The organism is Streptomyces sp. NPDC079167, from assembly GCF_040686735.1.
Lineage (GTDB): Bacteria > Actinomycetota > Actinomycetes > Streptomycetales > Streptomycetaceae > Streptomyces.
The window spans coordinates 431,832-454,867 of record NZ_JBFBLO010000005.1 but is presented as its reverse complement, the minus strand read 5'-3'; the positions used below and the strand labels follow the sequence as shown (position 1 = coordinate 454,867).

Annotated in this window: 26 protein-coding genes and 6 pseudogenes; 18 read left to right on the top strand and 14 right to left on the bottom strand. The window is 70.1% G+C overall.

Annotation, left to right across the window (positions count from 1 at the left end):
- The first annotated feature begins 64 nt into the window (after positions 1 to 64).
- The 4 genes from AB0P41_RS14165 (at position 65) to AB0P41_RS14150 (ending at position 1,982) form a co-directional block, all read left to right on the top strand.
- Positions 65 to 250, top strand: a complete 186-nt coding sequence (locus tag AB0P41_RS14165) for a hypothetical protein (RefSeq protein ID WP_356706695.1) — start codon at positions 65 to 67, stop codon at positions 248 to 250.
- A gap of 38 nt (positions 251 to 288) precedes the next feature.
- Positions 289 to 570 carry a hypothetical protein gene (locus tag AB0P41_RS14160; protein ID WP_365932099.1) on the top strand — a complete coding sequence of 94 codons (282 nt, stop codon included), beginning with the start codon at positions 289 to 291 and terminating at the stop codon, positions 568 to 570.
- A 161-nt stretch (positions 571 to 731) separates the two neighbouring features.
- A complete protein-coding gene (locus tag AB0P41_RS14155; protein ID WP_365932097.1) occupies positions 732 to 1,379 on the top strand; it encodes an MFS transporter in 648 nt (215 codons plus the stop codon).
- Positions 1,380 to 1,598: 219 nt separating this feature from the next.
- A complete protein-coding gene (locus AB0P41_RS14150) occupies positions 1,599 to 1,982 on the top strand; it encodes a hypothetical protein (protein WP_365932096.1) in 384 nt (127 codons plus the stop codon).
- A gap of 75 nt (positions 1,983 to 2,057) precedes the next feature.
- Here the strand turns inward: AB0P41_RS14150 and AB0P41_RS14145 are convergent, their stop codons facing one another.
- Positions 2,058 to 2,720, bottom strand: coding sequence for a helix-turn-helix domain-containing protein (locus tag AB0P41_RS14145; RefSeq protein ID WP_365932094.1), 663 nt, complete (start codon positions 2,718 to 2,720; stop codon positions 2,058 to 2,060).
- 108 nt (positions 2,721 to 2,828) lie between these two features.
- Here AB0P41_RS14145 and AB0P41_RS14140 point away from each other — a divergent pair, with 108 nt between their 5' ends.
- From AB0P41_RS14140 to AB0P41_RS14100, 9 genes and pseudogenes are all read left to right on the top strand, one after another.
- Positions 2,829 to 3,410, top strand: a complete 582-nt coding sequence (locus tag AB0P41_RS14140) for a class I SAM-dependent methyltransferase (RefSeq protein ID WP_365932092.1) — start codon at positions 2,829 to 2,831, stop codon at positions 3,408 to 3,410.
- 1,232 nt (positions 3,411 to 4,642) lie between these two features.
- Positions 4,643 to 5,620: a ribosome small subunit-dependent GTPase A gene (gene rsgA / locus AB0P41_RS14135; RefSeq protein ID WP_356706705.1), complete on the top strand. Its 978-nt coding sequence runs from the start codon at positions 4,643 to 4,645 to the stop codon at positions 5,618 to 5,620.
- Positions 5,617 to 6,411 carry a class I SAM-dependent methyltransferase gene (locus AB0P41_RS14130; RefSeq protein WP_365932090.1) on the top strand — a complete coding sequence of 265 codons (795 nt, stop codon included), beginning with the start codon at positions 5,617 to 5,619 and terminating at the stop codon, positions 6,409 to 6,411. The genes rsgA and AB0P41_RS14130 overlap by 4 nt, the downstream gene beginning before the upstream one ends.
- Entirely contained in the window at positions 6,330 to 6,917 is a 588-nt protein-coding gene (locus AB0P41_RS14125; RefSeq protein WP_365932088.1) for an N-acetyltransferase, read from the top strand. Before AB0P41_RS14130 ends, AB0P41_RS14125 begins: the two co-directional genes overlap by 82 nt.
- A gap of 179 nt (positions 6,918 to 7,096) precedes the next feature.
- Positions 7,097 to 7,729 (top strand): annotated as a pseudogene (locus AB0P41_RS14120) (Tn3 family transposase); the annotation flags it as partial.
- A gap of 101 nt (positions 7,730 to 7,830) precedes the next feature.
- On the top strand, positions 7,831 to 8,631 hold the full coding sequence (locus AB0P41_RS14115; RefSeq protein ID WP_356706709.1) for an alpha/beta hydrolase: 801 nt from the start codon (positions 7,831 to 7,833) through the stop codon (positions 8,629 to 8,631).
- 2 nt (positions 8,632 to 8,633) lie between these two features.
- Positions 8,634 to 9,917, top strand: a complete 1,284-nt coding sequence (locus tag AB0P41_RS14110; protein ID WP_365932133.1) for a SpoIIE family protein phosphatase — start codon at positions 8,634 to 8,636, stop codon at positions 9,915 to 9,917.
- Positions 9,914 to 10,288: an STAS domain-containing protein gene (locus AB0P41_RS14105; RefSeq protein ID WP_365932084.1), complete on the top strand. Its 375-nt coding sequence runs from the start codon at positions 9,914 to 9,916 to the stop codon at positions 10,286 to 10,288. The genes AB0P41_RS14110 and AB0P41_RS14105 overlap by 4 nt, the downstream gene beginning before the upstream one ends.
- A 240-nt stretch (positions 10,289 to 10,528) precedes the next feature.
- Positions 10,529 to 10,758, top strand: a pseudogene (locus tag AB0P41_RS14100) (MFS transporter); the annotation flags it as partial.
- A gap of 88 nt (positions 10,759 to 10,846) precedes the next feature.
- On the opposite strand, the gene AB0P41_RS14095 reads toward AB0P41_RS14100, so the two are convergent.
- Entirely contained in the window at positions 10,847 to 11,785 is a 939-nt protein-coding gene (locus tag AB0P41_RS14095; RefSeq protein WP_365932083.1) for an alpha/beta fold hydrolase, read from the bottom strand.
- Positions 11,786 to 12,300: 515 nt separating this feature from the next.
- Here AB0P41_RS14095 and AB0P41_RS14090 point away from each other — a divergent pair.
- The gene (locus tag AB0P41_RS14090; protein WP_365932080.1) at positions 12,301 to 12,675 is read left to right on the top strand and encodes a MerR family transcriptional regulator; all 375 of its coding nucleotides are present in this window, start codon (positions 12,301 to 12,303) and stop codon (positions 12,673 to 12,675) included.
- A gap of 293 nt (positions 12,676 to 12,968) precedes the next feature.
- Positions 12,969 to 13,808, top strand: a complete 840-nt coding sequence (locus AB0P41_RS14085) for a CPBP family intramembrane glutamic endopeptidase (protein WP_365932078.1) — start codon at positions 12,969 to 12,971, stop codon at positions 13,806 to 13,808.
- Between the two features lie 251 nt (positions 13,809 to 14,059).
- Here the strand turns inward: AB0P41_RS14085 and AB0P41_RS14080 are convergent, their stop codons facing one another.
- The 3 genes from AB0P41_RS14080 to AB0P41_RS14070 form a co-directional block, all read right to left on the bottom strand.
- A complete protein-coding gene (locus AB0P41_RS14080) occupies positions 14,060 to 15,301 on the bottom strand; it encodes a sigma-70 family RNA polymerase sigma factor (RefSeq protein WP_365932132.1) in 1,242 nt (413 codons plus the stop codon).
- Positions 15,302 to 15,314: 13 nt separating this feature from the next.
- Positions 15,315 to 15,662, bottom strand: coding sequence for a YciI family protein (locus AB0P41_RS14075; RefSeq protein WP_365932076.1), 348 nt, complete (start codon positions 15,660 to 15,662; stop codon positions 15,315 to 15,317).
- A 354-nt stretch (positions 15,663 to 16,016) separates the two neighbouring features.
- On the bottom strand, positions 16,017 to 17,057 hold the full coding sequence (locus tag AB0P41_RS14070) for an NAD(P)-dependent alcohol dehydrogenase (protein ID WP_365932074.1): 1,041 nt from the start codon (positions 17,055 to 17,057) through the stop codon (positions 16,017 to 16,019).
- 95 nt (positions 17,058 to 17,152) lie between these two features.
- Between AB0P41_RS14070 and AB0P41_RS14065 the strand changes: the two genes are divergently transcribed.
- Positions 17,153 to 17,761 (top strand): TetR family transcriptional regulator, encoded by a 609-nt coding sequence (locus AB0P41_RS14065; protein ID WP_365932072.1) that lies wholly within the window; start codon positions 17,153 to 17,155, stop codon positions 17,759 to 17,761.
- 162 nt (positions 17,762 to 17,923) lie between these two features.
- A complete protein-coding gene (locus tag AB0P41_RS14060; RefSeq protein ID WP_365932070.1) occupies positions 17,924 to 18,292 on the top strand; it encodes a hypothetical protein in 369 nt (122 codons plus the stop codon).
- Positions 18,293 to 18,552: 260 nt separating this feature from the next.
- On the opposite strand, the gene AB0P41_RS14055 is transcribed toward AB0P41_RS14060, so the two are convergent.
- The 6 genes and pseudogenes from AB0P41_RS14055 to AB0P41_RS14030 all read right to left on the bottom strand — a co-directional run.
- Positions 18,553 to 18,840, bottom strand: a complete 288-nt coding sequence (locus AB0P41_RS14055; RefSeq protein ID WP_356706725.1) for a recombinase family protein — start codon at positions 18,838 to 18,840, stop codon at positions 18,553 to 18,555.
- Between the two features lie 168 nt (positions 18,841 to 19,008).
- Positions 19,009 to 19,365, bottom strand: a pseudogene (locus tag AB0P41_RS14050) (ATP-binding cassette domain-containing protein); the annotation flags it as partial.
- A gap of 262 nt (positions 19,366 to 19,627) precedes the next feature.
- Complete coding sequence (locus AB0P41_RS14045) at positions 19,628 to 19,954, bottom strand: DUF1048 domain-containing protein (RefSeq protein WP_356706727.1); 327 nt, start codon at positions 19,952 to 19,954, stop codon at positions 19,628 to 19,630.
- A gap of 1 nt (position 19,955) precedes the next feature.
- Positions 19,956 to 20,312 (bottom strand): DUF1048 domain-containing protein, encoded by a 357-nt coding sequence (locus tag AB0P41_RS14040; RefSeq protein ID WP_365932068.1) that lies wholly within the window; start codon positions 20,310 to 20,312, stop codon positions 19,956 to 19,958.
- Complete coding sequence (locus AB0P41_RS14035; RefSeq protein WP_356706731.1) at positions 20,309 to 20,635, bottom strand: PadR family transcriptional regulator; 327 nt, start codon at positions 20,633 to 20,635, stop codon at positions 20,309 to 20,311. Before AB0P41_RS14035 ends, AB0P41_RS14040 begins: the two co-directional genes overlap by 4 nt.
- Before the next feature lie 287 nt (positions 20,636 to 20,922).
- Positions 20,923 to 21,141, bottom strand: a pseudogene (locus AB0P41_RS14030) (hypothetical protein); the annotation flags it as partial.
- Positions 21,142 to 21,263: 122 nt separating this feature from the next.
- Between AB0P41_RS14030 and AB0P41_RS14025 the strand changes: the two are divergent.
- Complete coding sequence (locus tag AB0P41_RS14025) at positions 21,264 to 21,572, top strand: hypothetical protein (protein WP_365932138.1); 309 nt, start codon at positions 21,264 to 21,266, stop codon at positions 21,570 to 21,572.
- Between the two features lie 173 nt (positions 21,573 to 21,745).
- Here AB0P41_RS14025 and AB0P41_RS14020 read toward each other — a convergent pair.
- From AB0P41_RS14020 to AB0P41_RS14010, 3 genes and pseudogenes are all read right to left on the bottom strand, one after another.
- Positions 21,746 to 22,127, bottom strand: a pseudogene (locus AB0P41_RS14020) (hypothetical protein).
- A pseudogene (locus AB0P41_RS14015) lies at positions 22,124 to 22,356 on the bottom strand (hypothetical protein). Before AB0P41_RS14015 ends, AB0P41_RS14020 begins: the two co-directional pseudogenes overlap by 4 nt.
- Positions 22,353 to 22,958: an XRE family transcriptional regulator gene (locus tag AB0P41_RS14010; protein WP_356706733.1), complete on the bottom strand. Its 606-nt coding sequence runs from the start codon at positions 22,956 to 22,958 to the stop codon at positions 22,353 to 22,355. Before AB0P41_RS14010 ends, AB0P41_RS14015 begins: the two are co-directional and overlap by 4 nt.
- Positions 22,959 to 23,036: the final 78 nt, after the last annotated feature.

Genomic DNA, 23,036 nt, shown 5'->3' with positions numbered 1-23,036 from the left:
AAGGCTGGCCCTCCATGCCCTCTCTTCGCCCCGGCGGCACAGAAAGCCCGCCACCTTGCTGTCCGTGCTCGCAGTCCTGACAGCGGGCCTGCTGGCCGTTCCCTCCGCACAGGCCTCGCCTTCGCTGGTGGGCGACATGGTCTGCCCGGTGGGTAACCAGACCGTCTCCTTCTCTCCCGGCGTCACTCTGGTGCCCCAGAGCGTGACGGTCACCTACGCCGCAGCCCTCGGGGTGTGCGCGCGTCGCTGACCCAGCCCCAGATAACGAGCGGCACGAGCCAGGGGACCGTGACTGTGACGCTCGACTGCCTCGACCTACTCAGTACCACCACCGGAACGCAGACGTTCCACTGGAGCGACGGACAGAGCAGCACGCTCTCCTTCACCCGTACGGTCACGAACGTCAACGGCCAGACGGTTCTCACCCTGACCGGTCCCATCACCGCCGGAGTGTTCACCGGGAAGCACGCGGTCTTCACCGTGGTGGAGCCAGTCCTCAATCTCACGGCCTGCCAGTCCCCCCAGGGGCTGACCAGGCAGGCAGGGATCACCACCCTTCTCATCACCTGACCCCCGGTCCAGGCCACCGTGCCGCCACCGGCTCGACTGCCCCGGCATGCCGACCCCCCACACCCCGGTTTCCCTTGACCAAAGGCATAGGGGATCCCCCATCCTCCCGTTCGCCTCGTTCCCTGCGGGAAGCGTGAACAGCCCTCGCCGGCCTGTCAGCGGTGTTCCTGTTCGAGATGCTCGACAACTCGATCCGCAACGTCGCATTGCCGACCATCGGCCGCCGACTCTCGGCATCCACGGCAGAGTTGCAGTGGGTCACGGGCGTGTACGCCGTCGTATTCGGCGGACTGATGCCGGCCTTCGGCGCGCTGGCAGACCGGGTCGGCCGCCGTAAGATCATGCTGCTTGGGCTGGTACTGCTGGGTGCGGCCAGCCTGGCGACCTCTCTCGTCACAACGGCAGAGCAGCTCATCGCGGTCCGTGCGGCCATGGGTGTCGCGGCTGCGATGACGACGCCAGGCTCCCTCGCCCAGGCGTTCCGGCTGCTCGACGAGGACACGCTCCGCGTCCGTGCGACAACGCTCATCTCGACCGTGGGACTGGTCGGACTCGCGATCGGGCCCACGGCCGGCGGCTTCGTGCTCGCGTTCGCTCCGTGGCAGGCTTTGCTGCTGGTGAACGTCCGATCGCCACGCTCGCCTTCATCGGCATTCGACGTGGCATCCCCGCCAACCGGAAGGACGAACTGCACCGCAACCCCGTCGACGGCCCCGGTGTCCTGTTCGGCACGGCCGCGATCGTGTCCGCGCTGGTCGCACCGACGCTGTTCGTCGACGCGGGCGCCGCATCGCTTCTCCCCTGGTTGACCACGGCAGCGGCCGTCGTGGTGGCGACGCTGTTCGTCGTCCGCGCGCGCCGCACCCGCCATCCGCTGCTCGACCTCGAACTCGTCGCCCGCCCGCTTGTGTCCAGCGGGCTGGCGTTCAAGGGCGCATCGGGCCTCGCAGTGGCCGGACTCGGTTACCTCGTAAACTCTCCAGCTCCAGCTCGACTGGGGCTGGACGCCGGCTCGAGCGGCCCTGGGAATGCTGCCGCCGGTCGTCGTACTCATCGCCGGCGGTGCTCTCATCGGGCCGCTGCGCAAGTGTGTGGGTTTCGACAAGGCCGCCTGGCTCGGTGCCGGATCCGTCGTGTGCGGGCTCGCCGTCCACGCGCTGCTGGGCCGCTTCGGGTACGTGTGGGTCGCCCTCGCGCTCGTGCTCGTCGCCGCCGGGATGCGCGTGGTGGGTGTCGTCGCCGGAACCAACGTGATGCGTGGCCTGTCGGCCAACCGCACCACCATCGGAGCGGCGCTGGTCGACACCTCCAGCGAAGTCGCCACGGGAGTCGGCATCGCAGGGGCCTTGCGTCCGCCGCGCGCCCCGGACGCTGCCGGGCTTGACGATGATGACGACGGTGCAGCGGCGTGAGCGCCCCGGTCAGCTTCCGCAGCCGTAGCCGGTCGCGGACTCTGCTTCGGCGGCTGTCGCCGAAGAGTCGGTGGCCTACTCGTGGTCTGTGCAGAGGTGGGTAGTCAGGGCCGCACATGCCCACTCCTCCCAGGCGTCGGGGGACCAGCCCCGGTCGCGGACGAAGATCAGGTATAGCTCCGGACTGAGCAGCCCGTACAGCAGGTCGGCGGCGCGGGCGGTATCGACATCGGGGCGGGCGTCGGGCTTGGAGGTCAGTGCCTTCGCTGCGGCGTGCTGGACGGTATAGCGCGGGTCGGGGCCGGCGGGCCACTGCGCGGCGATCTCCGGGTCCGTCGCGGCCGCAGCCGCGATCAACGGCATGATCGGGGCGACCCGGCCGAGGATGTCGCGTACACCCCGTACGTGAGCGCGCAGTTGCCCGGCCGCGGTGGGCTCGGCGCACGCGGCGCGGAACCAGTCGCGGGCCATCGTGGCGACCGGTTCGACGTCGCCCGCGATCGACGTGTCGACGACGTCCTTGAACAGCGCGCGCTTGTTCCGGAACACGAAGTACACGGTCTGGACGGCCACACCCGCGCGATCCGCAACCTCCTGAAGGCTTGTCGCACCGTACCCCTGTGCGACGAACAGCTCCCGCGCCGCCGCAACGATCTTCTCGCGGGTACGCCGCGAGCGCTCGGCCCTCTTGTCGGGGCACTTGATGTTCTGTCCGTCGGATCCCTTGACCGCATCCATGCCTTGAGTCTATCTCTAGAGTCAGTCACTAGAGATGAACTCTAATTTCTTGGAGGGGTAGCGATGAGTGAGACTCGGACGGCTGCGGAGCTCGAGCAAGAGGGTTTTGTGCGCCGCGTGTTGGAGGACTTCTACCGGGACGGCAAGCCGCCGTGGGACAGCGGCATCACGCCGCCCGAGCTGGTGGCCCTGACAGAGGGGCCCGTTGCGCTGATGCCGGGCCAGGTCCTCGAACTCGGCTGCGGCACCGGGACCAACGCGGTGTACCTGGCCCGGCACGGCTGGCGGGTGACGGCCGTCGACCTGGTCGACCGCGCGGTACGGCAGGCTCGGGAGAAGGCCGACGCTGCAGGAGCGGACGTCACGGTGCTGTGCGGGGACGCCACCCGTCTCGACGAGGTGGGCGTGCCCGGTCCGTACGACCTGTTCTTCGACCTGAGCTGCTACTGCGGGATTCCCCCACACCGCCGCGACGCCTACGCAGCCGGCCTCACCAAACGTGCCGCCCCCGGTGCCCGATTGCTGATGTTCGGGTACGGGCCCAGGGCGTTTGACGACTCGTGGTCCGGCGTCACTGCGGATGAACTCAGAGCCAGGTTCGCCGGGTGGCAGCTGGACGAGGTGACGCCCGGCACGAACCCGGCACCGACTTTCTGGTTCACGCTGCGCCGCGGCGCCGACTCTGCATGAGCTCAGTCGCACCGGGCAGCTGCGGCTGTCGCGCGCGGCCCTTCTCATAAGCGAACCTGTGAGAGTTCCGCGAGAGCACCGGAAGGGATCACGCCCGATCAGGGCAGCATTGGCGGTAGAACGTCACGACTGCCGAACTGCGACGCGCCCGCCGGTAGCCCCTGCCGCGCCCGGGGCGGGAAAACCGCCGCGAAGTACCACACCCCGCGCTTCGCCCTCGTCCCCGTGCTCCGCGAAGAACTGGAGATCTCTGTCGTCGCCGACCGGCCCGGGCCGCGCGTGGAAGCTGGGCCCGGCGCTCACCATCGTGCCCGCGCCCCGTACCAAGCGGCCGGTCCGGATCGGGTACGCAAGGACATCGACCGCCCGGCAGAACCTCGTCCTGGACGAGGCCGGGATCGAGGACCCGGCCGTCTTCGAGGAAGACCCGGGCACGTCCAGCCGCCTCCACCCTTCAGCAGCCCGCGCTGCTGAACTACGCGCGGCCCGGCGACACCGTGCACCTCACCGAGACAGAGCGGGGCCACAGAGTGATGCCCGGTGCCAGTCCGCGGACAGGCCGGAGCGCCGTTGCCGCGCCAGCCAGGTTCTCGGCGTACAGCCGGACAGTAGCCAGGTCGCACTGCGAGCAGGCGAGATCGCCGAAGGCCCCGTGCGACTGCTCCCGATCGCTGAAGCCGCGCACTGCTTCCCCCGCGCGCCGAGTGGGGTGTCGCCGTGGCCGAGGAATACCTCCGAGTCGGCCCAGTACATCGAGGACCTGGGCGGGTGGGCGCTCCACCGGATCCGTCACAGCCCCCCACGGAGCGCGGCCCTGCCGCCCGTCGCCGTATCTGGGTCCCCGTGCACCGACGCCCTCCGTCCCCGGCGTTGCCCGACGCCGAGGACGGACGTGATAACGTTGATTTCGCAGGGACAACTGGGTCAACTGCGGAGCCTGAAAGGGGAGGTGAGTTGATGTCTGCCGTGAAGGCCGCTGCCGTGTGCAGCGCACGCCGGACCATCCTCACGTCCCGGGCCCCGGTCTGACCTGACGTTCCCCCCGCCCGAGCCGATGGCTCACGGGTGTGGAGCTTCGTGCTCAACGGGGCCCTCGTTCAAGGGTCTCTACGTTGTCCCCATCTACTTTTCACCATGCTCAGCCGTATTCCCTGGCGGACTACGGCTGGGACGAGGCGTGTGAGCACGCCTTCGCTCCCCATCGCGATGCCGGCCTGATCCCGGCCCGTATCGTGCGAGCCGAACGCGGTTCGTGCGAAGCAGTCACCGACGCCGGAATCCTCCGTGCGGAGATTCCCGGTGCCGCCGATCAGAAGAATCCGCTGTCGCCGCCGTGCACGGGCGACTGGGCCGCCGTACGTCCTGCCACCACCGATCACGGAGCGATGCTGCACGCGGTACTGGAGCGACGCACCGCCCTGGTCCGATCCACCGCTTCGCGTACCTCCCGTGGCCAGGTCCTGGCCGCCAACATCGACACGGTCGTGGTGACTGTGTCGCTGGACACCCCGCTGAAGCACGGCAGGACCGAACGCATGCTCGCCCTGGCCTGGGAGAGCGGCGCCCAGCCGGTCGTCGTGCTCACCAAGGCCGACCGGTGTGCCGACGCACAGCAGGCCGCAGCGGCGGTGTCCGAGGTAGCACCAGGCGCAGTTGTGCTGGTCACCAGCGCCGTGACCGGGCTGGGCCTGGACGTCCTGACGGCCGTCCTGAACGGCACCGTCGTGCTGCTGGGCCCCTCCGGCGCGGGTAAGTCCACTCTGGGTAACCAGCTGCTGGGCGAGGACCGGCTGGCGACCTCCGCTGTCCGCGACGTGGACGGCAAGGGGCGGCACACCACCGCATGGCGGGAGCTGATTCCGCTGCCCGGCGGCGGTGTCCTGCTGGACACCCCCGGTCTGCGTGCGGTCGGCCTGCACGACGCCCAGGACGGGCTGGAGCAGACCTTCGCCGAGATCGAACGCCTCGCACAGGACTGCCGGTTCGCGGACTGCGCGCATGCGGGCGAACCCGGCTGCGCCGTGCTCGCTGCCGTCGAGGCGGACGAGATTCCCCAGCGCCGTCTGGACAGCTACCGCCAACTGCTGCGGGAGAACGCCTACGCGGCCTCCCGCACCGACGCCCGGCTGCGCACCGACCGCGAGGCCGCGAAGAAGGACATCACGCGGCACCTGCGTGCCACCTACCAGTTCCGGGAGCGCCAGCTGTGAACGACACCGGCACACCCGACCGCGCTGCCGGAACCGACCCGGTGACCGAGGCGTTCTTCGCCCTGCACCACGGCCTGCCCCGGCAGGGCCCCGGCTCGGACGCCACCACACGGCGCCTGCTGCAGATGGCCGGGCCGTTGCCCGAGTCCCCGCGGGTGCTGGACGCGGGCTGCGGCCCCGGCCGCTCCACCCTGCTGCTGGCGGAAGAAGCCGGTGCGCGCGTGACCGCGGTCGACTTGTACCAGCCCTTCCTGGACGGCCTCGCCGCCGAGGCGGCCCGCCGGGGCCTGGGCGACCGGGTCACGGTCGTCAACTGCTCGATGGACCGGCTGCCCGTCCCCGATCACAGCTTCGACGTGATCTGGGCCGAGGGGTCCGTGTACACCATCGGCTTCGACGTCGCCTTGCGAGCCTGGCGTCGCCTGCTCGCCCCGGGCGGCGTCCTCGTCGTCACCGAGATCGAATGGACCGTGCCCGACCCCGCTGCCCCGGTGCGCGCCTACTGGGACGCGGCCTACCCCCTGCGCACCCGCGCCGCGAACACCGACGCCGCGCAGGCCGCCGGCTATCGCCTCCGCGCGCACTGGCCGCTGCCGGAAAGCGACTGGTGGGACGAGTACTACACGCCGCTCACCGGCACCTGGCCCGGGCGGACCCGCAGCGGCCCGGCATGCCGGAGGCCCTGGCCGCACACCGGACGGAGATCGACATGCGTCGCGAACACGGCAGCGACTACGACTACGCCGCCTACGTCCTCCGCCCCCACGACACCACCGAGAAGGAAACCATGACCACCTGGACCGCCCGTACCGAAACCGCCGACGACGTCCCCGCCGTCCGTGACATCCTCCTCGCGGCCTTCCCCACCGCCGCCGAGGCCGACATCGTCGACGCCCTGCGCGCTGACCCGAAGGCGTGGATCGACGGCTTGTCGATGGTCGCCGCGGCCCCCGACAGCACCCCGGCCGGGTACGCCCTGCTCACCCGCTGCCACGTCGACGGTCAACCTGCCCTCGCCCTGGCCCCCTGCGCGGTGCTGCCCTCAGCCCAGCGCGCCGGTGCCGGCTCCGCGGCCATCCGCGCCGCCCTGGCCGCCGCCCGGGCCATGGGAGAGAACCTCGTTCTCGTCCTGGGACACGCCGACTACTACCCTCGGTTCGGCTTCACTCCGGCCTCCCGCTTCGGTATTCGGGCCCCCTTCGAAGTACCTGACGAGGCCATGATGGCCATGGCTCTGGACGACACCCGCCCGGTCCCGACGGGCACCATCCAGTATCCCGGGGCGTTCGGCGTCTGACCGCAACTGTGGCGCCCCGGGGCTCGTTCCCCGGGGCGCCACAGCCTTTCGAGACACGCGCAACTGCTCTCGTGGGCGACCAGCCCTGATCCGCAGCATGTCCATGTGGGTAACGGGTGCTTTCGCACCAGAACGACCACCCACAGAAGGAGTGCGATGCTGAAACAGGTCGCGGATACAAGCTCGGCGCGCTCGGCGAGCCCAAGTCGCTGACCGGGTGCGCCAGCGGGTCGAGAAGATGCTCCCGAAGATCGGCCGGCCGGACCTGTTGTTCGAGGTGAATGCCTGGACCGGGTTCCTGAACGCCTTCCTGCACCTTCGCGACGGCACGACCCGGATGAAGGACCGGCCGGCCTCCATGGTCGCGCTGCTCGTCTCCGAGGCGTACAGCATCGGCCTGACCCCGGTCGTGAACCACGGCTACGAGGCGCTGACCCGGTCCCAACTCGTGCACGTCGACCAGTACTACCTGTGGGCCGACACCATCACCGCGGCGAACGCCGCTCTCATCGCCGCCCAGGCCCACCTCCCGTTCGTGCAGTTCTGGGGTGACGGGCTCCTCAGGCGCGGCATCACCTGGCTCAACGCCGTCAGCGTCCAGGTCGCGGGCATCGGGCGGATGGTCGTCCCTGGCACCCCGCGCGACTCCCTTCACATCCTGGACGCCCTGCTGAACCTCGACGGCGGGGTCAAGCCGGAGACGGTGGCAACCGACAACGCCTCGTACTCCGACATGGTGTTCGTCCTGTTCATGAGCCTCGTCTACAACTGCAGCCCTCCGCTTCCGCGACCTGGATGACCAGCGGTTCTGGCCGGGAACCCGTCGGCCGGGGTTGACGGCGGCCGGTGTTGATCACGGACCCGGCATCGGGCCCCTGCTGGACGTGATGAGGGGGGGTGGGAGACTGGCGGGATGGATATCCGCCGCAGGAACAAGGTCACCGTCACGGGCCGTACGGACGGGCCGGTGCTCCTGCTGGCCCACGGGTTCGGCTGCGATCAGAACATGTGGCGCCTGGTGGTTCCCACGCTGGCCGAGAACTACCGAGTGGTGCTCTTCGACTACGTGGGTTCGGGCCGGGCGGACCCCTCGGCCTGGGACGAGCGACGCTACAGCTCCCTGGAGGGCTACGCCCAGGACGTGCTGGAGCTCTGCGAAGAGCTCGACCTGCGGGATGTCACGTTCGTGGGACACTCGGTCAGCGCGATGGTCGGGGTGCTCGCGGCGGCGAAGGCTCCACAGCGCCTCTCCCGGCTGGTGATGGTCGCTCCCTCGCCCCGCTACATCGACGACGACGGTTACCGGGGCGGGTTCAGCGCCGAGGACATCGACGAGCTGCTGGAATCGCTGGAGTCGAACTATCTGGGCTGGTCGGCGGCGATGGCCCCGGTCATCATGGGCAATGAGGACCGGCCCGAACTCGGCCAGGAGCTGACGACCTCGTTCTGCGCGACCGACCCGGACATGGCCCGCGTTTTTGCCCGCACCACGTTCCTGTCCGACAGCCGCGAGGACCTCAAGACGGTCATGGTGCCCACGCTGATCCTTGAGTGCAGGCAGGACGTTATTGCCCCCCGGGAGGTCGGCGCCTACGTCCGCGACACGATTCCCGGCAGCAGGCTGGTCACCTTGGAGGCGACAGGGCACTGCCCGCAGCTGAGCGCACCACAGGCCACCGCACGAGCGATCACCGACTTCGTGGGAGCTGCCTGATGATGTGCCGCACCGACCAGTCGGTGCCCGAGCCGGGTGAGGAGCACGACGTGGACGCCACGGACGCGGTGTTCACATCACTGCTGGAGGACAGTGCCGAGGAGCTGTACGACCAGGCTCCGTGCGGATACCTGTCAACACTGATGGACGGCACCATCGCGAAGATCAACACTACGCTGCTGAACTGGCTGGGGCTGGGGCGGTCACAGGTGGTGGGCAGGATGCGGTTCGCCGAGCTGCTCACCGTAGGCGGCAAGCTGTATCACGAGACGCACTTCGCGCCGCTGCTGCAGATGAAGGGCGAGGTCAGCGGCATCGCCCTGGACATCAGAGCCGCCGGCGGCCGGATGCCGGTATTGGTCACCTCGAAGGTGAAGACCAGCGAGGACGACCAGCCCCTGCTGATCCGCACCACCGTCTTCGACGCCCGCGACCGCCGCGCCTACGAGGCGGAGCTGCTGCGGGGCCGCAAGGCAGCCGAAGAAGCACGCCGGCAGTCCGAGGCCGACCGCGCCCGGCTCCAGGAGGCTCTCGCCGTCCTCCAGCAAAGTCTGCTTCCCACCGCACTGCCCGTGGTGCCGGGACTTGAGGCCGACTCCTACTACCACACAGCCTCCCCGGATCTGCTGGGCGGAGACTTCTACGACCTGTTCCCCGTGGACGGCGGCCGGTGGGCGTTCTTCCTCGGGGACGTATGCGGCAAGGGGCCCCAGGCCGCCGCGGTCACCTCGCTGGCCCGCTACACCCTGCGCGCCGCCGCCCTGCACGACGCCGACCCCGTAACCGTGCTCACCACGCTGAACACGGTGCTGCACGAGCGGTACGCCAGCGGCGAGGGCCGCTACTGCACCGCCATATTCGGCGTCTTCGAACCCGCCGACGGCCACGTGAGCGTGCACCTGGCTTCCGGCGGTCACCCTTCTGCGCTGATCCAGCGCGCGGACGGCAGCGCCGACTACCTGCCCACCCCCGGCGGGCTGCTCGTCGGCGTCCTGCCCCAAGCCCCGTTCGCCGCCGCCCGCACGGACCTGCTGCCCGGCGACACCTTGCTCCTCTACACCGACGGCCTCACCGAAGCTCGCACCGGGCCCGAGCGCCAGCTGTACGGCGACGACGCCCTGCGCGCCTTCGCGGCCGACCAGCCGCCGGCAGGCCCGCAGGCCCTCATCGCCGCCCTGTCCGGGCTGCTCGCCTCCTTCGGCGACGGACTCGACGACGACACCGCGCTGCTCGCCCTCGGCGTGCCCGCCCCGCTCCCCACCCCCGCGAGTGAAAATCTGACATGAGCCCATTGACGATCACCACCCGAGACGCCGCCACCGGTCCCGTACTGGAGATCACCGGTGACCTCGACCACCACACGGCGCCCGAGCTCCGCAAGGCCGTGGAACGTCTCACTCTTGCCGCAGGTCAACGGCTGGTCCTGGATCTGGCCCGTCTGAACTTCTGCGACTCCAGCGGGATCAGCGCTCTGCTCTCCGCCCGCAGCCTGGCCACCGAACAAGGCGCCGGCATGGCCCTGGCCGCCGTCCCCGCCAACACCGCCCGCATCCTGCGCATCGTCGGCCTGGACCAGGTCTTCACCATCCATGACGACGTATCGGCAGCTACCGCCGCCGATTCCTCCGATCCGAGCTGTCGTCAAACGATCGTTTGAGACAGGGGGCGCGCGTCCGATGAACCCGCGCAATCCGGGAATTCGAGGCGGCGCGAAGCCAATCAGATCCGATGGGGATTGATGACAAAGTCTGACGACAGATAGGTTCCGATCGGCACGGTGCACATCTCCGAGATGTTCCGCCTCGTACGCGGCAACCAGGCGGCGGCTGTCGCCGGGCGCCAGCAAGCTCGTCACCTCGGCAATCGCCTCGGCGGACGGCTTGAGGTATCGCCGGATGTTCTCGACTCCAGCGTCCCGCCCCGGCGCCTCGCAGAGCCAACGCCGCGCTCGACGTCGGCGGGTACGTCCCGGCGGGGCTGCTGCACGTGTCCGCCGGTTACCTCAGTGACGCCGTAGGCCTGACCAGCGGTGCCCCGGTGTTCGGTGCCGTCCTCAGGGGCCTCGCGGTCATCGGCGGCCGCCTGGTGGTCCTCGCCGGTCGGCGCCACGCGACGGGACCGGCCTGACGGCGCAAACCGCAGCAAGCGGCCGCGTGATCACCAATGCCCACGAGCGATTCCTCAACTCGTGACAACTGCTCGTGAGATGGCGGGGTCACTTGGATTCGAGGCGGCCCAGCGGGTGGCCGCACGCGAGGACCGTTTCGGCGTTCTTCCAGTCGGTGTGGTCGGTCCCGGTGATGTGGCGCAGGTACGCGAGGGTGACCTGCTGGACGAGGGCGACACGGTCGGGGTTCTCGTCGGTGGTCTCCGCTGCCTGGTACCCGGAGATGCCGCCGAGGAAGTGCTCTCCGTCGTGGACAGTCAGGAGGCTCTTGTTGCCGTGGCTGAGGCTGTAGGGGTCGGTTGTCCAGGCCGGGCCCCGAGTGGAGAGCGGGAGGTCGTCCTTGTCTCCGGCGACGACGAGGCCAGGGGCGGTGATGCGGGAGAAGTCCTGGTCGCGCAGCCAGGGGAGGTTGTCGTGGGCGAAGGGGGTCAGCTCGTCGCCGCCCTTGCCGGCGGTGGCCAGCTGGATGCCGGCCATGACCCGGGCATCGGAGAGATCCTCTGCGGCGCCGGTGTGCGGGTCGGTGACGCGCAGGCCCACCAGGATGCCGGCGGTCTGGCCGCCGAAGGAGTGCCCGACCGCGACGATGCGGCTGGGGTCCATGCGGCCTGACAGACCCGGCACGGCCGCCTCCAGGGTGGTGAGCTCGTCGAGGATGTGCCGCATGTCCTGCACTCGGTGGCGCCATATGTGGGGCCGGCGGGGGTCATCGGCGGCCAGGGCGAGCCGCTTGGAGTCCAGATGGGTGGCCTGGAGGACGACGAAGCCGCCGGATGCCCAGTGGTCGACCAGGGGCGCGTAACCGTCCAGGTCGGAGCCGAAGCCGTGGGCGAAGAGCACGACGGGCAGGCTGGTACCGGTGGTGGGGGCGGAGATGCGGACGTGCAGGTCCTCACCGCGCTGTGGGGCGCTCAGCACGAGCGGCTTGACGGACACGGTGGTGGTGAGGGCAGGGCCGGCGAGGCCGGTCGTGGGATGCGTGGTCATGCGTGTGTCTGCCTTTCAGCGGGAGGCGGTTCGGGGGGCCGGGAACGCGTCCGGCGTCGAGGTGGCCGAGCCTGTCCCGGTTAGATCTGATTCAGGCCGGTTCAGTAAGGTTCGGTCCGGTTCAGCGAGAGAGGCTTGGTCGACGACGGTGCGGGCGCCAGCCGGTCCGCCGTACGTGCCGCGGAAGTCGACGCCGTCGAGGCCCTGTTGCCGGTGACGTAGTCCAGGACACGTTCGGTCCGGGGGGAAGGCATCGCGCCGGCATTCCCGGGCCGGGGAGCGCGCACAGAGCGGCACGCAGTTCCGAGGTCCAGGCGTGTTCCTCGACGCCGATCACTCGCCGGGCCGGTGCGGTGGCGTCACTCATAGATCCTCCGTTCTTTGTGCAACTCACCCGATACGCGATCCAATCGGGCCATTCACCCACTGGTGGGCGCATGAGTTACCGTAAAACTTGACGTTGACGTCAAAGGCAAGTGCGTGTGAGCCACAACACACGAAGGAGAGGGGCCGGAATGCGAATCGGCGAACTCGCCCGCCGTACGGGCGTCACCACCCGGGCCCTGCGGTATTACGAGGAACAGAGCCTGCTCACCGCCGAGCGCAGCGACAGCGGCCAGCGCCACTACTCGGAGAGCGCGGTCGACCGGATCCAGCTCATCCGCCAGCTCTACGCCGCCGGACTGAGCAGCAAGGTCATCGCCGAACTGACGACCTGCGTCATCGACGGCAAGGCCACCCCCGAGCTCCTCCAGCGCCTGGCCGCGGAACGCGAGCACCTCGACCGGCGCATCGCAGACCTCGCCCACGCCCGCGACCGACTCGCCTCCGTCATCGACGGTGCCTCGGCCAACGTGCGCACCGGTGCCCCCTGCCGACGTGACTCGTAGACCCTCGCGGCCGCCGGTGAAGTCCAGCGCCGAGAAGGCCCCGCCCCGGAGCTGCCGGTCCCTCTCAGCATGTACGGCAAGGTCGCCGGCTTCCTCCGCACCGAGAAGCTGCTAGTGGTGCAGCGTGCGCACCGTCACTCCGGCGAAGCCGGACGTCCGGCACCCCGTGTCGTGTCCCCCGTGGGGGCTACGCCGGACTGTCCACCGAGGGGTGATTCGGGAACGTCGCCGCCTACGTAGCGTTCTCGGCAGGTCGCCGGAAGACACGCGGCGGAAGTCATACGGAGGTCATCATGAGTACGACTCGCACCGCGTCGCCCCCGCCCGCACTCCGGGAGGGTGGCCGCTTCTTCCGGTCTCCCCTCGTCTGGATGCTGACCGGGCTGGTCGGTGTGGGTGTGGCGTCCGGGCTGGCCTCGGCGGGCGGGGTGGTCGCCGTCGTGGGCGCGGTCGTGGCGGTCGCCGTCTATTGGGCGGTCATGCGCTTCGTCGCCCGGCGGAGTACGCCGGAGATCGCGAGGACGGGAGCCGTGACACGGGCGTTGTCCGGCGCCGCGATCGGCTTCGGGTTCATCACCGTGTCGATGCTCATGCTCCTCACCGAGTTCTCGTTCACCGAACGTCCCGGTAACCCCCTGTCGATCGTGGCGGGCATGGCCGCGATGTCGCTCGGCGCCGCCGTGACCGAGGAACTGCTCTTCCGCGGCCTCGCCCTCCAGGCGCTGGAGAAGCTGTGCGGCAGCTGGGCGGCTCTGGCGATCACCGCAGCGCTGTTCGGCGGACTGCACCTGGCCAACCCGGATGCCACGCTGTGGACTTCGACCGCGATCGCCATCGAGGCCGGAGTCCTCCTCGGTGCCGCGTTCCTGTGGACGCGCAACATCTGGTTCGTCGTGGGCCTGCACTTCGCCTGGAACACCACCCTGGGCCTGATCGGCATCCCGGTCTCCGGCCACGCCTCGGAGGGCCTGATGACCACCGACCCGACCGGCCCCGACCTGGTGACCGGCGGAGAGTTCGGCCTGGAGGCGTCGATCGTGCCCGTCATCGTCAGCCTGCTGATCGCGATCCCCATGCTCATCGCCGCCCACCGGCGCGGCAGCCTGGTGCCCATGCGTCGCGGGCACCGCTGAACACCCGCCGCCCTATAGCAGCTCCGGGAACCGCGATCCCCCGGCGTCTTCAACGTCTCCCTCAGATCCCCGGGCGCGCCGCATCCGCGCGGCGAGCGGCTCCCGCGACCGGGACGTGCAACCGCTTGTCCGCGACCGCCCTCACCTCCGACACCTGCCGATACGCCCCCGGCCTCACACGCGTTGACCGCCCTCATGGCCCTCGCGACGTAGCGGTGTGCTTGAGTCCGTCGGTGCTTCGGCTCCGCCGGTCAGTCCTGTCGGCCGGGAGTGAGGCGGGCCGCGCGGGTGGTGAGGTGTCGTCGCTCCGGTGTGCTGCTGGTGCGTCGGGCCGCCTCGCGGTAGGTGTGGGCTGCTGCGTCGTGGTCGCCGAGCTGCTCCAGGGGGTGGGCGCGGACGGTGAGCAGGCGGTGGTGGTGTGCTGTGCGCCGGTCGGAGTCCAGGGTTGCCAGCAGGTCGAGGCCGGTGGTGGGGCCGTGCACCATCGCGACGGCGACCGCACGGTTGAGGGTGACCACCGGACTCGGGGCCAGATGCTCCAGCAGGTCGTACAGAGCGAGGATCTGCGGCCAGTCGGTGGCGTCGACGTGTTCGGCCTCATCGTGGACGGCGGCGATCGCCGCCTGCAGCTGGTACGGGCCGACCTGCCCCTCGGGCAGGGTCCGGATGATCAGGTCGACGCCCTCCGTGACGAGCCGTCGGTCCCAGCGGGTGCGGTCTTGCTCGGCCAGCGGCACCAGGGCGCCCTCGGGCCCGGTGCGAGCGGGGCGGCGCGCGTCGGTGAGCAGCATCAGGGCGAGCAGTCCGGCGGTCTCGGCGTGGTCGGGCAGCAGGCGGTGCAGCAGGCGGGTGAGCCGGATTGCCTCGGTCGGCAGGGCAGGCGCGGTCAGGTCGGCGCCGCCGGTGGCGGTGTAGCCCTCGTTGAAGACCAGATACAGCACATGAAGTACCGACTCCAGCCGTTCGGCCTGGTCGGCGGTCTGCGGCAGGCGCAACGGCGTGGCGGAGTTCCTGACGGTCTGTTTGGCGCGGCTGATGCGCTGGGCCATGGTCGTCTCGGGCACGAGGAAGGCGGCGGCGATCTGCGCGGTGGTCAGGCCCCCGACCGCGCGCAGGGTCAGGGCGCTTTGGCTGGACTCCGACAACGCCGGGTGGCAGCACAGGAAGAGCAGCGCCAGGGAGTCGTCCCGGTCCGCGTCCGCCTCGGCGTCCGCGGCGCGGCTCAACAACTCGGCCTGGGGAGTGGCCAGGGCGATGCGGTCCTCGCGCCGGCGCCGTGCCTGCTCGCTGCGCACCTGGTCCACCAGTCGGCGGGAGGCGACGGCGACCAGCCATTTGCGGGGGTTGTCCGGCAGTCCCTCGGCGGGCCATTGGAGGGCGGCGGCCAGCATGGCCTCCTGGACGACGGCGTCCTCGCAGGTGTCAGAGGCGCCGTAGCGGCGGACGAGCGCGCCGAGGACCTGCGGCGCCAGCTCGCGCAGCAGGTCCTCGATACGGGTGTCTCGCTCACAGGTCCGTCGCGGCGTCGTGCAGAACCGGCCAGAGCTCGACCGGTTCGGTGTCCGCGAAGGGCATGTCGGCGGCGCTCTCCTGCGCGCGCTCCAGGGACTCGCAGTCCAGCATGTAGAGGCTGGCGAGGTACTCCTTGGTCTCCAGGTACGGCCCGTCGGTGACCGCCGGGGCGCCGTCCTTGCGGCGCACCAGTTGCGCGTGGGCCGCGTCCGCCAGGCCGTAGGCGCCGAGCAGTTCACCGCTGTCGCGGTACTTCTTGTTGAACGCGTCCTGCCTGGCGATCGCCTCGGGCCAGGCGTCGGCCGGGAAGGACTCCCACTTGGCCTGGTTACCGTAGATCATCGCGACGTACTACATCAGGTTCCCCTTGTGTCCCGCGCGCACCCTCTCGGCGCGCTTCCACCCGTCAGTCGGAGCTGGGAACGCCTCCTCGACATCCGGCACAGAGAAAGTTCTCCGGATTTCCTCCAGGCCGCCCGGCCGGCGGCTGGCCCGCCCGAACGATCAACTCACCTGGCGCCCTCCGCTCTGAGGCAGCCACCGAAGAACGTCCGGACACGTGCCTCAACGGCCTCCGCGGCCACCACCCTTGCATCACTCACCGCGCGATCATGCCGGACCGCAATCAACCGCACCGACTGCGGCCGGAACCAGGTACGGAGGCTCCGGCGCGCGCGGCACGGCCCGGCTGTCTCCTCAGTCCAGGTCGGACATGTCCAGCACGAAGCGGTAGCGGACGTCGTTTCGCCGGAGGCGGTCGAGTGCCGTGTCCACCTGTGATGACGGGAGTACTTCGATGTCGGCGGCGATGCTGTTGTCGGCGCAGAACTGAAGCATCTCGGCTGTCGCCGGGCGGCCTCCACTGCCCGCCGAGCTGAGCTTCTTGCGGCCGGTGAGCAGGTCCATGGCCTCGACGGTGACGGGACCCAGGTACCCGAGGAGGCTGAGGGTGCCGTCCATCGCCACCAGCTTCAGATACGGGGCGAGGTCGTGAGCGGCGGAGATGGTGTCGATGACGACGTCGAAGGTGTCTCGTGCCGTGGCCATCTGCTGGGCGTCGGTGGAGACGATGAGGTCGTCAGCGCCGAGCTTGCGGGCGTCGTCGCGCTTGTCCTGGGTGCGGCTGATGACGGTCGTGGTGGCGCCGAGTGCCACGGCCATCTTGACCGCGAGGTGGCCCAGGCCGCCGAGGCCGGCCACGGCGACGCGGCTGCCGGGGCCCACGCCCAGGGACCGCAAGGGCTCCCAGACGGTGACGCCGGCGCACATCAGCGGGGCGGCGGCGGCCGGGTCGAGGCCGGAGGGGAGCGGATAGGCGAAGGCGTCGCGCACGACGTACTCGCGGGAGTAGCCACCCAGGGTGGTCGACCCGTCCTGCCGGTCGGTGCCGCCGTAGGTCAGAGTCGGGAAGGAGTGGCAGAAATTCTCCTGTCCGGCTTCGCACATGGCGCACACGCCGCAGGAGTCGACGATGTTGCCCACCGCGACGCGGTCGCCGACCGAGAAGGTGGTCACCTCGGGGCCGGTCCCGGTCACCACGCCGGTAAATTCATGACCGGGCACCAGGGGCGTTTTTGTGTGCTGGTCGTAGGCGTGCAGGGCGTGCAGGTCGGTGTGGCACACGCCGCAGTGGTCGACCCGCACCGCGATGTCGTCCGGGCGCAGGTCGCGGCGCTCCAGCGGCGCGCGCCGCAGCTTCGTGGGGCCGGCGGCCTGCCATCCGGTGGTCGTTCGCATCACGCCTCCTTAAAACAGACTGTTCTGTCTGTCGCAGCGTAGGCGCGACCGCACCCCCAAGGCAAACCAACTGTTCTGTTTGGTAGGCTGCGGGCATGCCGGAACAGCCCCAGACCTCGCGAGGCGCCGCGACCTACCAGCGCATCCTGGACGCCGCCACCGAAGAGTTCGCCCAGCACGGCATCGCCGGGGCGCGCATCGAACGCATCGTGACGGCAGCGCGCACCAACAAGGCACAGCTCTACGCCTACTTCGGCGACAAGGAGCGGCTTTTCGACGCGATCTTCCTCAGCTCGCTGGAGCGCATCACCACCGTCGTGCCCATCGACGCCGACGACCTCGCGGAGTGGGCTGTCCGTCTCTACGACGAGTACCTGCGCCGTCCCGACCTCATCCGGCTGGCGACCTGGACGCGACTGGAGCGCCGGCCTGCCGGGCACCTCGTCGAGACCCACGAGCACTACGACGACCGCAAGCTCACGGCCATCGCGGAAGCCCAGGCCGCCGGGCGGGTCCGCGCAGGTGACCCGTTCGACATCATGGCCATGGTCATCGCCATGTCCATGGCCTGGTCACCGGTCAGCAACGTATACGCGGCCAGCGGCCAAGAGCCCGATGACGTACACGACCAGCGCCGCACCCTGCTCCGCGACTGCGTCCGGAGCGCCACCGCGGCCGGCAGAGGCGACGCTTCCCCCTCGTGACTTCCACCGACTCCCCTGGTGACACTGCGGCACCTTGCCCGGGGCTCCGGCCTCGGAAGAGTGAACCTGCAAAAGAGTGGACCGTCGGGGGACGACGTTTCACCCGCCCACGCCGTCCGCATCCCTTCTCTCGTCCGTCCCGGCGAAGAGAAAGGCGCGCCGTTGCCCGCGCTCAGAATGTCCTTCGCCTCCGCACTGTCCGTGGCCGTCCTCGCAGCGGGACTGGCTCTCGGTACGGCCAACCCGGCCGGCGCCGCCACCTGCCCTTCCGAGGCGTCCCCCGTTGCCCCGCACGGCGGCAAGGCCCACTGGAAAATCGCCTGTACCGGTAAGGGGGTGAAGGTCTACGGCTGGGTCCAGGACACAGCCACGGACGGCCGGTGCGCAACCGTGACCGCCGCATCCGACGGCGGTCCTGGATGGATCGACATGGTCGAGGCGTGCGGTTCCGGTGTCCGCACCAACTTCGACTGGTCCATCCCTGGCACCAGGGCGGCCAAAGTCTGGCTGCGCGTCGTCGACACGGACTGACGCCCTGCGGTCTCGGCGGCCTGGCCTTCTACCGCCCTTGGGCGGCAGCCCCAGGACTCATATGTCCAGCCGCGAAATGGGCCGGGCCCCAGGATCGCCCTCACAACAGAATCGAACAGATGGCCGCGTTCCGTAACTTCACCTGGGGAGACCGCCTCTGTCGCGGCGTCGGCGGGGCTCTCTCACGATCACCCACCTATAATCCTCCTTGTCCGGCGGAATCCGCCTGCTCTCGAACCTTGCCGGAGGCCACCCTCGCGTCACGAAGGCGTGGGCCGACAGCGGTGGCGGGCGGTGAGGTCCATCGCAGAGAACGCGCCGTCGTGGTTGCGCAGGGCTACCTGGTCGCGGTGGAGGACATCGAGTACGTCGAGGATGTGTCCGGTGCCGCGCACGAGGCGGAACATCGCGGAGATGTGCACGGTGTCGCCCGGCCGCGCGTAGATGAGCAGCTCGCCGAACTTCGGGCGCTCCGGCGGGTGGAGGCGGCTGGAGGTGCCCGGGTCTTCCTCGAAGACGGCCGGGTCTTCGATCCCGGCCTGCCCCATCCAGGACGAGGTTCTGCCGGGCAGTCGACTGCTGGTCGGCCGAGACCGGGTCAGGTCGAACGCAGGCAGAAGGGATGTCCGGCCGGACTGGCGTAGACGCGGCTACCGGTGCGGGCTTCCGGGGTGATCTCGTCGGTGGGCCGCAGTCGGGTGGCGCCGGCGTCGGTGGTGGTGCAGGTCCGCCATGAGGAGCATGTTCTCCTCGCCGGTGATCAGCCCGTCGACCGCCGAGAACTGCCCGGTGACGCCGATCGCGGCGCGGACGGCCTGGGGTGCGGTGGCCAGGTCGTGGCCGCCGATGTGGACGGCGCCGGTGCCCGGGCCGGCGGAGACGAGGGTGGAGAGGATCTTCACGGCGGTGGTCTTGCCCGCGCCGTTCGGACCGAGCAGCGCGAACACGGACCCGGCCGGGACGACCAGATCGATACCGTCGAGGACGGTCTTGTCACCGTACGACTTGCGCAGCCCGAGGGCGGAGACCGCGAGGGGCGTCGAGTGACCGCCGACCTCTTTGGATGTGGGCATGACATATCGAGGCATGATGTCTTCCTTTCGAAGGCTGGACTCAGGGGGGCGGGACCGCCCCGGGGGAGGGTTCCGGCGGACCCTCCCCCGGGCCCCTCGCCAGGGCTGCGGCAGGGGCCTCGCCGGCCGCCGTGAAAAGCTCGACGGCCATGGTCCGCGGGGGCTTCCGACGGTCGCTCGGCCCGCGCCGGCTCGCGCTGTTCCGGGGCGGGCGGACCGCCTCGTGCCGGTGGGTCACGCCCACGGCACGAGGTGTCAGGTGCTACTTCCCGGCCGTGCCGGGTTTGCCGCTGATGGACTCCTGATAGACGTCCGCATAGGTACGTGAGTCCTTGATCAGGTCGTCACAGAACGCGGCGACGTCCGTACCGATGAGCTCCAGGACCCCCTTGCCCGCGGCGGCGCCCTCTTCGAAGAAGTCGACGATCCCGGGGAGCAGAGGTCCGTCGGGCAGGTCGACCGGTCCCACCTTGAACAGGTACTTCTGCATCTCGTTGTAGACGATCCGGTAGTCCGGGGGAAGCGCCTTGACCCGAGCCGTGTGCGCGCGCCACTGCTTCTTGCCCTCGATGATGTCCTGGATGCCCACGTCAGCCTCCCAGCCGGTTCAGTTTCCTTGCGACGTTCCTGTTCAACTGCTCGCGCCACCGGTCGCGATAGGTTCGAGCCCCTTCTCCACCGGCCAGCGCCGCGCAGAAGCCGGGGATGTCGTCGCCGAGCACCTCGTGGACGCTCTGCCCCTCCGCCGCTGTCTCCTCGAGCAACCCCAGGGCGGCGTCGAGGATCGGCATCAGGTTGCGGCCGGTGAAGTCCCCATGGGGAAGGAGGTGGGCCTTGATCTGGCCCCACGCCGTCCGGTAGTCGTCCGGCAGGACCGCGGCCCTGGCCTCGAACGCCTTCCAGTCCCTGGTGAGATCGCTACCTGTGACGGTCTCCCAGAAGTTCATCTCCCGCCCTCCTTCAGCTTGTCGATGCGTGATGAGACGTACTGCCACTTCGTCCAGAACTTCGCGAGTTCCTCGCGTCCCGCGTCGTTGAGCGCGTAGAACTTGCGCGGCGGACCGACTCCGGACGGCCGCTTCGTCACCTGGACGAGCTTGTTCCGCTCCAGCCGCAACAAGATGGTGTACACCGTCCCCTCGACGACGTCGGCGAAGCCGAGCTCGTTCAGCTGCCGGGTGATGGCGTACCCGTAGGTTTCCTCGCCGCCGATGATTTCGAGCACGCACCCTTCGAGCGTGCCCTTCAGCATCTCCGTCAGGTCGTCCATCGCAAGACCTCCTCGGCCCCTGGCGGTACTGCGTAGTACCGAGTACCACTATACAGTAGCACCGAGTACCGGGGGTATGCCAGGGGTTGTCCGCCCTGGCGCGCGGCCGCAGGACGGGGGGAGCCACAGTCGCGTGCACCGGGACCCGCCACCGGCCGCTGCAGGGCGAGCATCGCCGCGCAGGTCACCGTGTATACGGCCGCCGCGGTCCCCGCCGACCGCACATGCTCCGGATCTTGCGACGCCTGGTCCGGGGGTCAGCGCACCCAGCCCGGCTCCGCGGGAACGGGGGCAGGCGCGGGCGTCTCGAACGGTTCGGTCCGCTCTTCGCACTGCGGCAGCACCACCAAGTCGGGGCCGGGGCCGCGCGGTCGTACGTCGACGGAGCCAGGAGCGATCTCACGGCTGATCTCGTCCACGGCCGCGGACAGCACAGGGAGCAGGGTCAGGCGGGTGGCCGACTCCAGCGGCGGGGTCAGCCGCTCGGCGAGCGCGCGGACTTCGTCGGTCGTCGGCATGCACGCACAATGTCTCGAGAGCGGCGCCGACGGGAAAGAGGCTGGCATTGCCGACCCGCTCGCCGTAGCAGCCGTTGGCCGTGCACTGAACGCGTGTGGCGCCCGCCCCGTTGGCCCTCCCGAGCACCCCGCCGGTGGTCGACCTCGCGCCGCTCCTCGGCACGTACAAGCGTGAGGGTGTCCTGATCACCATCACCGAGAACGACGGCAAGGCTCACCTGGTGTACGAGTTCGTCGACGGCATGAAGGACTTCTCGCCGCCCCTGGAGATGGACCTCGTCCCCGTGTCGCCCACGGTGTTCGCCGGCCCCGGCAGCGGTGCCTACAGCGCCGACTGGAGGCCCGTCGTCTTCTCGATCCTGGCGGACGGCACGGCCTGTGTGTACATCGGGATGAGGGCCGCCCCGAAGACCGCCTGACGCCCCGGCACCGGGGAGGAGCGGGGGACGGCAGTCCCCCGCCTGCCGTGCGGGGTGTACGGGCCTGCGTCCTGCGGCTGACCGCCCGGGGAAGGGGGACGGCCGGGAGGATGTCTACGGGCGCCCCGGCCGGCACGGGGCAGGCCGCCGGCCGGCCGCCTTCAGGCGCCTGCTCAGGACGTGAGATCCAGGACCCGGACCGGTTCGCCGGCCCACCGGCCCGGTGCAGTCGTCGCGATGACCGCCCCGTCCGGGCGGTCCGGGGTCGGCTGCGCCGCGTACTGGCTGTGGGCGGCCGCCCAGGTCTCGTGCCGCGCCACCGCCAGCGCTGCCGCGAGGTCGAGATCCAGGACGGTGATGCCGGGCAGTGAAGCCAGGTGCTCCGCCGTACCCGGGCCGCGCACGATCGGCCTCGAGGAGCGCGCACGCCGGAACGTACAGGAACCAGCCCGGCCCCGCGTGGGCGCGGCGGATGAGCCGCGAAGCCAGGACGTTCCCCTGCCCTGCCGCGGCCATCGCCGTGTCGTCCAGGACGATGTGCACGGCGTCGCTCACCGGGCGGTCACCTGCGCCAGACGACGATCCAGCTCAAGATCCAGGTCATCCCGTTCGGAGGCGGTCGGGGAGTAGCCGCTCCACTCCTTCAACGCCACCAGAGCCCTCTCCGCCGCTCGGCACGCTCCGTCGGCGTCAGCAGCGTCTCCGCCAGACGTGCCGGACAGGCGCGCAGCGACAGACCCTCCGCAGCCGCGATCTCGGCGAGTCGGTCCGGGCTCGTGCTCAGTTGGTGCGTGCCCTGATGTGCGCGCGTTCGCCCTGCCGGCCGAAGAGAATCAGCAGCTCGACCGCTCGTCCGTCGGCGCTGCCCAGAAAGTGCGGGAGGCCGGTGTCGAACTCCGCGGCCTCGCCGGGCGGCAGCACGAGGTCCTGATCGCCGAGGACCAGCCGCAGCCGCCCGTTGAGGACGTACAGCCACTCGAACCCCCCGTGCGTCTGCGGGGTCGGTTCGGCCGGGGCGCCCCGGCCGGGGATGAGCATCTTGAACGCCTGCATCCCACCCGGCCTGCGGGACAGCGGAACGAACGTCATGCCGTGCCGGTGAAGCGGCTTGAGGTGGACCCGGGGGTCGCCGGTGGGCGGGGCACCCACGAGGTCGTCCAGCGGGACGTCGTAGACGCGGGCCAGCGGGAGGAGCAGTTCCAGGTTGGCGCGGCGCTGGCCGCCCTCCAGCCGGGACAGCGTGCTCTCCGAGATCCCCGTGGTCACGGCCAGCTCGGCCAGGGTGATCCGGCGCTGCCGACGCAGCGCGCGCAGCCGCGGGCCGACGGCGTCGAGCACACCTCCCAGGTCGTTCGGATCGTTCGGGCCGCTCCGGTCGTCGTCCATGGCCGGCATCATGCCGATACAGCAAGTCTTCGTGCAATTCCGGCCGGTGCACGGGCAGTCTCGTCGCACTACGTCCGA